This window comes from Tabrizicola flagellatus (assembly GCF_008271465.1).
GTDB classification, from domain to species: domain Bacteria; phylum Pseudomonadota; class Alphaproteobacteria; order Rhodobacterales; family Rhodobacteraceae; genus Tabrizicola; species Tabrizicola flagellata.
The window spans coordinates 89,551-98,560 of the sequence record NZ_VMDU01000011.1; the positions used below are offsets into that span (position 1 = coordinate 89,551).

Below are 9,010 nucleotides of genomic sequence, written 5' to 3' on the forward strand. Positions count from 1 at the left end.
AATCGGCGGGACCTTTCCCGAAATGAATGGAATGTTCAGAACCATGTCCCTACTGTCCGGCCTCGACGCCGCTAAGACTAGTCTTCACGAGCCGCCGGCCAAGGCATAAGTCCCCGTCCTGACCAAGACAACGGTCAAACGTGGCGGATGCGCCGCCTGTGGCAGGAAGACGCCAAGGAAGGACAGATGACGGACACCGCGACACAGATCGCCGAAACACGGGCCGGAATGGCAGAGCTTTCCGCCGTGCGGGCAGCCTCGCGCCAGGCGTTCGTGACCACTTTCCTGTTCTCGGCCCTTGTCAACCTGCTGATGCTGACCGCGCCGCTCTACATGCTGCAGGTCTATGACCGCGTGCTGGTGTCGCGGTCGGAAGAGACGCTCATGGCGCTGTCGATCCTGATGGCCTTCCTGTTCCTGGTGATGGGGATCCTCGATTACGCTCGCGGGCGGATCATGGCCCGGGTCGGCGCGCGGCTGCAGGAGCGGCTGGACCCGCGCGTCCTGTCGGCCGCCTTCCGCCGCCTGACCGTCGCGCCGCAGGATCCAGCCGCCCTGGCGGCACAGCGCGACCTCGACGCGCTGGCCCGATTCTGGGCCTCGCCCGTGGTGCTGGCGATCTTCGACGCGCCCTGGGCTCCGCTCTTCGTCGCGGTGATCTTCGTCTTCCATCCCTGGCTGGGCTGGCTGGCCGTGGCCGGCGGGCTGGTGATCGTCGGGCTCAGCTGGCTGAACCAGCGGGCGACCGTGGGCCCGCTGCACGCGGCCAACCATGCGAGCATGGCGGCCGAACGCCAGGCCGAGAACCTGAAGCAGGAATCCGAACTGGTGCAATCGCTGGGCATGACCGGAGCCGGCTTTGCCCGGCTGAAGGCGCGCCGCGACCTGGCGCTGGACGAAGGCTTGCGCGCCTCGGACGCATCGGGGCGCTATTCGGTGCTGATCAAGACGTTCCGGCTGTTCCTGCAATCGGCGATGCTGGGCCTTGCCGCCTGGCTTGTCCTGCAGGAGGAACTGTCGGCCGGCGCCATGATCGCCGCCTCGGTGCTGATGGGCCGGGCGCTGCAACCGCTTGAGCAGGCCGTTGGCCAGTGGGCGGTGGTGACACGGGCCCGGCAGGCGCGGCTTCGGCTCGCCGACCTGCTGGTCAAGGCGCCGCCGGTCGCTGCCCGGACCGAACTGCCGCGCCCCAGGGCGCTGGTCGAGGTGCAGGCCCTGACCGTGGTCCCTCCGGGCGGCAACGCGCCGGTGCTGCGCAACCTTTCCTTCACCCTGCCGCCGGGCAAGGCGCTGGGGGTGATCGGGCCGTCCGGGTCGGGCAAGTCCTCGCTGGCGCGGGCGCTGACCGGGGTCTGGCCGCCGGCGGCGGGGCGCATCCGGCTGGACGGTGCGACGCTGGACCAGTACGACCCCGATCGCCTGGGCAGCTACATCGGCTACCTGCCGCAGCGGGTCACGCTGTTCGACGGCACCATCGCCGAGAACATCGCCCGCCTGCAACCGGGGGCCGATGCCGCGGCGATCGTCGCCGCCGCCCGGGCCGCGGCGGCGCACGAGATGATCCTGAAACTGCCCAACGGCTACGACACCCAGGTCGCCACGATGGGCAGCCAGCTTTCCGGCGGCCAGATCCAGCGGATCGGCCTGGCCCGGGCGCTGTATGGCGACCCGGTGCTGCTGATCCTGGACGAGCCGAACTCGAACCTCGACAACGACGGGTCCATCGCGCTGAACGCAGCGATCCGCTCGGCCAAGGCACGCGGAACCTCGGTCTTCATCATGGCGCACCGGCCGGCGGCGATCCAGGAATGTGACCTGCTTCTCGTGATGAACCAGGGCGCGGCCGCCGCCTTCGGCCCGCGCGACGCCGTGTTGCGCGAGGCGGTGAAGAACGCCGGCGACATCGCCAGGTCGGCCGCGCCCGGAGGTGTGGCATGACCGGTTCGCGGATCTCCATGCGCCGCCCGGTGATCCTGGGTCTGGCCGCAACGCTGGTGCTGGTTGCGGGCTTCGGGGTCTGGGCAACGACAACCCGGATCGCGGGTGCCATCGTCGCCTCCGGGCAGATCGAGGTCGAACAGGACCGCCAGGTCGTCCAGCACCCGGACGGCGGCGTGGTCGAGGAGATCCTGGTCTCGGAAGGTGCGACGGTGGCGGCTGGGGATCCGCTGCTGCGGCTTGACGGGGCGGCGCTGCGGTCGGAGCTGACCATCGTCGAGGGCCAGCTGTCCGAGCTTGCCGGCCGCGCCGCCCGCCTGACCGCGGAGCGCGACGGCTCCGACACCCTTGAGTTTCCCGAGGAGGTCCTTGCTCTCGCGGCAACTTCACCGGAAGTCGCCGCCCAGCTTGACGGACAGAAGCGCCTGTTCGAGGCCCGCAAGGCCACGCTTGCCGAACAGCGCGACCTGCTGACCCGGCGCATCGACCAGATCCGCGCACAATCCGACGGAATCTCGGCGCAAAGGGCGGCGCTGGCCACCCAGCTTGACCTGATCGAACAGGAGCTCGCCTCGCAGCAGAGCCTGCTCGACAAGGGGCTGGCGCAGGCGGGCACCGTCCTGGCGCTGCAACGCGAACAGGCGCGACTGCAGGGCCAGCTGGGCGAACTGGCCGCGGAACTGGCGCGGACCGAGGACCAGGTGACCGAGATCGAGATCGAGATTTCCAGCCTGGCCACCCGCCGCCGCGAGGAAGCCACCGCCGAATTGCGCCAGATCGGCCCCACGACCCTGGAACTGGCCGAGCGCCGCCGCGCGCTGGCCGAGCGCATCGCCCGGCTGGAGATCCGGGCGCCGGTCTCGGGCGTGGTCCTCGGCCTGCAGGTGACGACACCGCGCGCCGTCCTGCGCCCGGCCGATCCGGTCCTGTTCGTCATCCCCCAGGACCGCCCGCTGGTGATCACCGCCCGCATCGCGCCGATCCATATCGACGAGGTCGCGGTCGGACAGGAGGCCGAACTGGTCTTTCCGGCCTTCTCGGCCCGCGACACGCCGCATCTGAAGGGCCGGGTCACGCTGGTCTCGGCCGACGCGCTGACGGATTCGCAGACCGGGGCCACCTATTACACCGCCGAACTGCAACTGGACGATGGCGAGCTGGCCCGCCTCGGCGACCGCGTCCTGTTGCCCGGGATGCCGGTCGAGGTCTTTCTTCAGACCGGCCGCCGCACCCCGCTGGCCTATCTGGTCAAGCCCTTCACCGATTATTTCGTCCGCGCCTTCCGCGAAAGCTGATCCTGCCGGATTGTGCGAAAAAACTGCAATACTCGGGCTCTGCGGCACAGACTGACCCTCAAATGGCCACAAAGCTTGGGCTAGATGGTGCTCAACCAGAGCGAGTCGGCAGAGACCGGGGCGGAATTGGACGGAATTGTGGCACGCGGAAACGCAGTGATCGAAGGATTGCGCAACAGGGTGCGGCTGGGCAGCATCGCGGGACCGGACAGCCGGGCGCGGCTGCTCATGTCGCGCGCCACGGCGGCCGGGGTCCGGGCCTTCCTGGTGATGATCCTGATCGTCATGCCATCGGTCATCCTGCCGGGCATCGGCACCGACACCCGGCAGATCGTCGCGCTGGTCGCGCTGTTCGCCGGGGCGCTGGTGTTCTTCGAATACAATGCCGTCTATCCCAGCCTGATCGAGTTCCGGGACGGCGCGCCCTACAACCGCATCCGCTATCTGATGATGCTGACCGTCGTGGTCTTCCTGTCAGCCATCGTCGCCGATCTGGAAGCCTCGACAACCGTCACCCGGCTGTTCCACGCCATCGGGCTGATCATCGGCACGGCGCTGGATTTTCCCTACTCGCCGGTGCGCCTGGTCAGCTACATGCTGGCCGACGACGCCAGCGCGACCCAGGTGGCGATGGTCAAGGTGGCGGCCGGCACTGCCTATATCGTCTCGCTCTTCTCGCTGGCGCTGTTCGTCATCGTGCTGAAACTGGCCGGCTGGCCCTCGACGAAGAGCGCGTTCAACGTCTGGGTCAACCTGCCGACCTTCGAGCCGACGGCGGGCGGCGATGTGGTGGACCGGCTGGTGCGCGATTCGCATGCCAACCTTGCCGTGGGCTTCCTGTTGCCCTTCGTGATCCCCGCGCTGGTCGCGGTGCTGACCCGGGGCATTCCGGCCGAGACGCTGACCTCGCCGCAGACGCTGATCTGGACGATGGCGCTCTGGGCCTACATGCCGGCGGCGCTGATCATGCGCGCGGTCGCCATGGCCCGGATCGCCGACATGATCCGGATCAAGCGCGCGGCCAAGCTGGCCGTCCTGGGGACGATCGAGCCCTCGGCGCTGCACAAGGATGACGACGAGGACGACGACGATCTCTAGCCTCGGCAAAAGGGTCGCGGCCTTGCTTGTCGCCCTGTCGCTGCCGGGTGGCGATGCGCTTGCCGAGACCCTGCGCGTCGCAACCTGGAATGTCGGGCTTGACCGGAAGGGCCCCGGCCTGCTGGTGCAGGATCTGGGCGAAGGCGACGACCCGCAGATCGCCGCCGTGGTCCGGGTGCTGGCCGCGCTGGACGCCGATGTGGTGCTGCTGACGGCCGTCGATTACGACCGGGGCGGGGTGGCGCTGCGGCTCCTGGCCGAGCGGCTGGCAGCAGTCGGGGCGCCCTATCCCCACCGATTCGCCTTCCGTCCGAACACCGGGACGCAGACCAGCTTCGACGTGGACGGCAACGGGCGGAGGGGCGATCCGCGCGATGCGCAGGGCTACGGGCTGTTCTCGGGCCAGGGTGGCATGGCGATCCTGTCGCGCCTGCCGCTGGACGAGGCCGGGGCGCGGGACTTCTCGGCCTTCCTCTGGCGCGACCTGCCGGGGTCGCTGAGCGACGACCCGCCCGACCTGGCCGCCGTGCAGCGCCTTGCCACGACCGGGTTCTGGGACGTGCCGGTCATCACCGACGCCGGTCCGCTGCACCTTCTGGCCTGGCATGCGACGCCGCCGGTCTTTGACGGGCCCGGGGACCGCAACGGCCGGCGCAACCATGACGAGGCCGCCTTCTGGCGCCTGTTCCTGGAGGGCGCGCTGCCGATGACCCCGGCCGATGCGCCCTTCGTCATTCTGGGCGACGGCAACCTCGACCCCGCCGATGGCGACGGGCGGCGCGAGGGGATCGGGGCGCTTCTGGCCCATCCGGCCCTGCAGGACCCGCAGCCGCGCGGGACGCACGGGCGGGCCGAACCGGGCCAGGCGGGCGATCCGGCGCTGGATACGGTGCTTTACCCCGACCTCGGCGGCTTGCGGCTGGACTATGTGCTGCCCGCTTCGGCCCTGCGGGTGACGGCGGCCGGGGTGCTCTGGCCCGGGCCGGACGATCCCTTGTGGCCCGACCTGCAAGCCGCCTCGCGCCACTTTCCGGTCTGGGTGGACATCGACCTGCCCTAGATCAGCCCGCGCGCGCGAAGGTGACGGGCGATCACCTCGTCCAGCGCGGTGTCCTGCCAGTCCGGCAGCCAGCGGCGCAGCGGCGCGGGGTCGAGCGCGTGCGGGTGGTCGAAGAGGTAGAGCATCTCGCGCAGTTCGCGGGCCAGTTCCCAGACCGGGCTGGCCAGGGTGAAGATCCAGCGCGGGAAGCGTTTGATGCGCATGGGGCGGCCTGAGAGGCGGGTGATCCGCGCCGCAAGGTCGGAAATGGTAAAGGCGTGGCCGGCGAAGGGGATGTCGGCATAGGCGGGCAGAGCTTCGCCCAGGGCCACGAGCGCCACCGCCGCGCGGGCCATGTCGGGCAGGAAGGCATAGGCATGCAGCGCCTCGGGGTCGCCCAGCGCGGTGACCCTGCCCTTTCCCACCTCGCCCAGGATGACCCGGTTCATCACCATCTGCGGCGCCTCGGGCAACAGGAAATCCCCGCCGCGCAACAGGATCGTCCGCTGGCCCCGGTCCGCCGCCGCCCGGTAGCGCGCCTCCATCTCTGCGCGGATGCGGCCCTTGCGGGCGACGGGGCGGTGCGGGGTGTCGGGGCCCCAGGGGCCCGGCTCCATGCCGTAGGGATAGACGTTGCCGGGGACGAGCAGCGTCGCGCCCGAAGCCCGCCCCGCCGCAAGGACCGAGGTGGTGATCTCGGGGATCAGCCGGTCCCAGTCGTGATAGGCGGGCGGGTTGAGGCCGTTGACGATGAGGTCGGCCCCCCGCGCCGCCGCGGTCATGTCGGTGCCGCGGGCATAGCGGTTGACCGTCCAGCCGGCCCTCTGAAGCGCAAGCGCCACCTGCCCGCCAAACCCGCCCGAAGCGCCCAGAACCAGTGCCGTCCGTGTCATGATGATCTCCTTTCGCCGTCTGGCGCGGATATGCCGGCAGCGACAGCCAAAAGGAATTGCATGAAATCAACCATGGGCTATTCAATATCGCATGAATGTGCCCGACTGGTCCCTGATCCGATCCTTCCTTGCCGTGGCCGAGGCCGGCTCGCTTTCGGCGGCAGCGCGGGCGACGGGGATCAGCCAGCCGACGCTCGGCCGCCATGTCCAGGCGATCGAGGCGGCGCTTCAGGTCGCCATCTTCGCGCGCACGGCGCAGGGCCTGACGCTGACCGAGGCCGGCCAGGCCCTGATGCCCGCCGCCCGCGCCATGCAGGCCGCCGCCGCCGAACTGGCGCTGACCGCGCGCGGCCGGGCCGAGGGGATCGCCGGCACGGTGCGGATCACCGCGAGCCGGGTCGTGTCCTATGCGCTGCTGCCCCCCGTGCTCGCGCGGCTGAGGGCCGAGGAGCCGGGCATCCAGATCGACCTCGTCCCCTCGGACGCGACCGAGAACCTGTTGTTCGGCGAGGCCGACATCGCGCTGCGCATGTACCGGCCCACGCAGGGCGACCTGGTGGCGCGCCACATCGCGGACCTGAAGCTCGGGCTTTATGCCGCGCGCAGCTATCTGGACCGCCGGGGCCGGCCGAGGGGGCCGGAAGACCTGGCCAGCCACGATTTCGTCGGGCAGGACCGGGGCGACCAGATCATCCGCGTCCTGCGCGGCATGGGGATCGAGGCGGTGCGCAGCGACTTTCCGGTGCGCTGCGACGATCCGGTGACCTACATGCAGCTGGTGCGCGCGGGCTGCGGTCTGGGGGGCCTTCAGCGCGCGATCGGCGATGCCGACCCGGGACTGGAGCGGCTGGACATCCTGCCCGACCTGCCCGTCCTTCCGGTCTGGCTGACCGCCGCGCCCCGCCTGCGCCAGTCGCCGCGTCTGCGCCGGGTCTGGGACGCCCTGGCCGGGGCCTTCGCCGCTTGAAACTTCCGGGCCGAAGGGCTAGGCCCACGGCGACCATTTCCAGCGGAGCATCCCATGGCGAACCCGTCCCTCCTGATCCTTGCCGGCGACGGCATCGGCCCCGAAGTCATGGCCGAGGTGAAGAAGATCATCGGCTGGATGGGCGACCGGCGCGGCATCCGGTTCGACGTGTCCGAGGACCTGGTCGGCGGCTGCGCCTATGACGCGCACGGTACCCCTCTGACCGACGCCACCATGGCCAAGGCGCAGGAAGTGGACGCGGTCCTGCTGGGGGCCGTTGGCGGGCCGAAATACGACAAGCTGGACTTTTCCGTGAAGCCCGAGCGGGGCCTTCTGCGTCTGCGCAAGGAGATGGACCTGTTTTCCAACCTGCGTCCGGCCCAGTGCTTCGACGCGCTGGCCGATTTCTCCAGCCTCAAGCGCGACGTGGTCGCGGGTCTCGACATCGTCATCGTGCGCGAACTGACCTCGGGCGTCTATTTCGGCGAGCCGCGCGGCATCTTCAAGGAAGGCAACGAGCGGGTGGGGATCAACACCCAACGCTACACCGAAAGCGAGATCGCCCGGGTGGCACGCTCGGCCTTCGAGCTGGCACGCAAGCGGCGCAACAAGGTCTGCTCGATGGAGAAGGCCAACGTGATGGAGTCAGGGATCCTGTGGCGCGAGGTGGTGCAGGAGGTGCACGACCGCGACTACCCGGATGTGGAGCTGTCGCACATGTATGCCGACAACGGCGCGATGCAGCTGGTCCGCTGGCCCAAGCAGTTCGACGTGATCGTGACCGACAACCTGTTCGGCGACCTGCTGTCGGACTGCGCCGCGATGCTGACCGGGTCGCTGGGGATGCTGCCCTCGGCCAGCCTGGGCGCGCCAATGGCGAACGGCCGGCCGAAGGCGCTGTATGAACCCGTGCATGGCTCTGCCCCCGACATCGCCGGCCAGGGCAAGGCCAACCCGATCGCCTGCATCCTGAGCTTTGCCATGGCACTGCGCTATTCCTTCGACCTGGGCGAAGAGGCGACCCGCGTCGAGAAGGCGGTGGAGAAGGTGCTGGCCGACGGTGTCCGCACCGCCGATCTGATGGGCCCCGAAGGCGGCACCCCGGTCTCGACGGCCCAGATGGGCGACGCCATCGTCGCCGCGCTGGACGCGAGCCTCTAGGCCCGGCCGGGCCCCTTTACGGATCTCTTGCGTGCGTCGGCGGCCTGCCGGCGAGGAGTGCACGAAGTGCTCGACGAGCGTTACCGGGACGGCCCCATTGCCAAGGCCCGGTAATGCGCAATCCGCTCGGCGTGGTCCGCCACCCGGTCCAGCCAGCGCAGCGCGTCGGTCTCGCGGAAGACATCGGACAGCTCGATCAATCCCGCATGTTCCCGCAGCAGGGCGCCGCGCCGGTGCTGGCGGGCAAAGCCCTGCACCCGTTCCACCAGCCGCCGCGCCTGGTCGGGCCGCGGTCGTTTCCGCAAGGCTGCCGCCACTGCCCGCGCAGGCCGCGCAAGCCGCGGACTGTCGGCCAGATGCGCGATCCGGTCGGCCTCGCGTGCCCGCGCGGACAGGCGCGCAAGGTGATCGGTCAGGTGCATCAGCGCCGACATCCGCGCAAGTTCTTCGGGCCGGTCTGGCGGAACATGCAGCCGGGACAGCCAGGTCTCCAGCCGCCGCAGTGCCGGGTCAAGCTGGTCCGGCAAGGCCGCAAGAGGCCCCGGATCCCGGCGGTCGCGTGGGTGTGCGTTGACAACAGAATCTGCAGTGAAGGCGGAGGACGCCGGAAGACGCCGGA

General features: G+C 69.9%; 8 protein-coding genes. 6 read left to right on the forward strand and 2 right to left on the reverse strand.

Going from position 1 to position 9,010, the window contains the following annotated elements:
• The first annotated feature begins 186 nt into the window (after nt 1-186).
• From FL625_RS13870 to FL625_RS13885, 4 genes are all read left to right on the forward strand, one after another.
• On the forward strand, nt 187-1,938 hold the full coding sequence (locus FL625_RS13870) for a type I secretion system permease/ATPase (protein WP_149589277.1): 1,752 nt from the start codon (nt 187-189) through the stop codon (nt 1,936-1,938).
• Nucleotides 1,935-3,233 carry an HlyD family type I secretion periplasmic adaptor subunit gene (locus tag FL625_RS13875; RefSeq protein WP_149589278.1) on the forward strand — a complete coding sequence of 433 codons (1,299 nt, stop codon included), beginning with the start codon at nt 1,935-1,937 and terminating at the stop codon, nt 3,231-3,233. Before FL625_RS13870 ends, FL625_RS13875 begins: the two co-directional genes overlap by 4 nt.
• Nucleotides 3,234-3,389: 156 nt before the next feature.
• A complete protein-coding gene (locus FL625_RS13880; protein ID WP_235019418.1) occupies nt 3,390-4,331 on the forward strand; it encodes a hypothetical protein in 942 nt (313 codons plus the stop codon).
• A 22-nt stretch (nt 4,332-4,353) separates the two neighbouring features.
• On the forward strand, nt 4,354-5,391 hold the full coding sequence (locus FL625_RS13885) for an endonuclease/exonuclease/phosphatase family protein (RefSeq protein ID WP_235019419.1): 1,038 nt from the start codon (nt 4,354-4,356) through the stop codon (nt 5,389-5,391).
• Here the strand turns inward: FL625_RS13885 and FL625_RS13890 are convergent.
• The gene (locus FL625_RS13890; protein ID WP_149589280.1) at nt 5,388-6,263 is read right to left on the reverse strand and encodes a Rossmann-fold NAD(P)-binding domain-containing protein; all 876 of its coding nucleotides are present in this window, start codon (nt 6,261-6,263) and stop codon (nt 5,388-5,390) included. The two genes, FL625_RS13885 and FL625_RS13890, sit on opposite strands and share 4 nt — an antisense overlap.
• Before the next feature lie 91 nt (nt 6,264-6,354).
• Between FL625_RS13890 and FL625_RS13895 the strand changes: the two genes are divergently transcribed.
• Both FL625_RS13895 and leuB read left to right on the forward strand, forming a co-directional pair.
• The gene (locus FL625_RS13895) at nt 6,355-7,230 is read left to right on the forward strand and encodes a LysR family transcriptional regulator (RefSeq protein ID WP_149589281.1); all 876 of its coding nucleotides are present in this window, start codon (nt 6,355-6,357) and stop codon (nt 7,228-7,230) included.
• Nucleotides 7,231-7,284: 54 nt separating this feature from the next.
• Nucleotides 7,285-8,391, forward strand: a complete 1,107-nt coding sequence (gene leuB / locus FL625_RS13900; RefSeq protein WP_149589282.1) for a 3-isopropylmalate dehydrogenase — start codon at nt 7,285-7,287, stop codon at nt 8,389-8,391.
• Nucleotides 8,392-8,471: 80 nt separating this feature from the next.
• On the opposite strand, the gene FL625_RS13905 is transcribed toward leuB, so the two are convergent.
• On the reverse strand, nt 8,472-8,918 hold the full coding sequence (locus FL625_RS13905; protein WP_149589283.1) for a Na/Pi cotransporter family protein: 447 nt from the start codon (nt 8,916-8,918) through the stop codon (nt 8,472-8,474).
• Between the last annotated feature and the right edge of the window lie 92 nt (nt 8,919-9,010).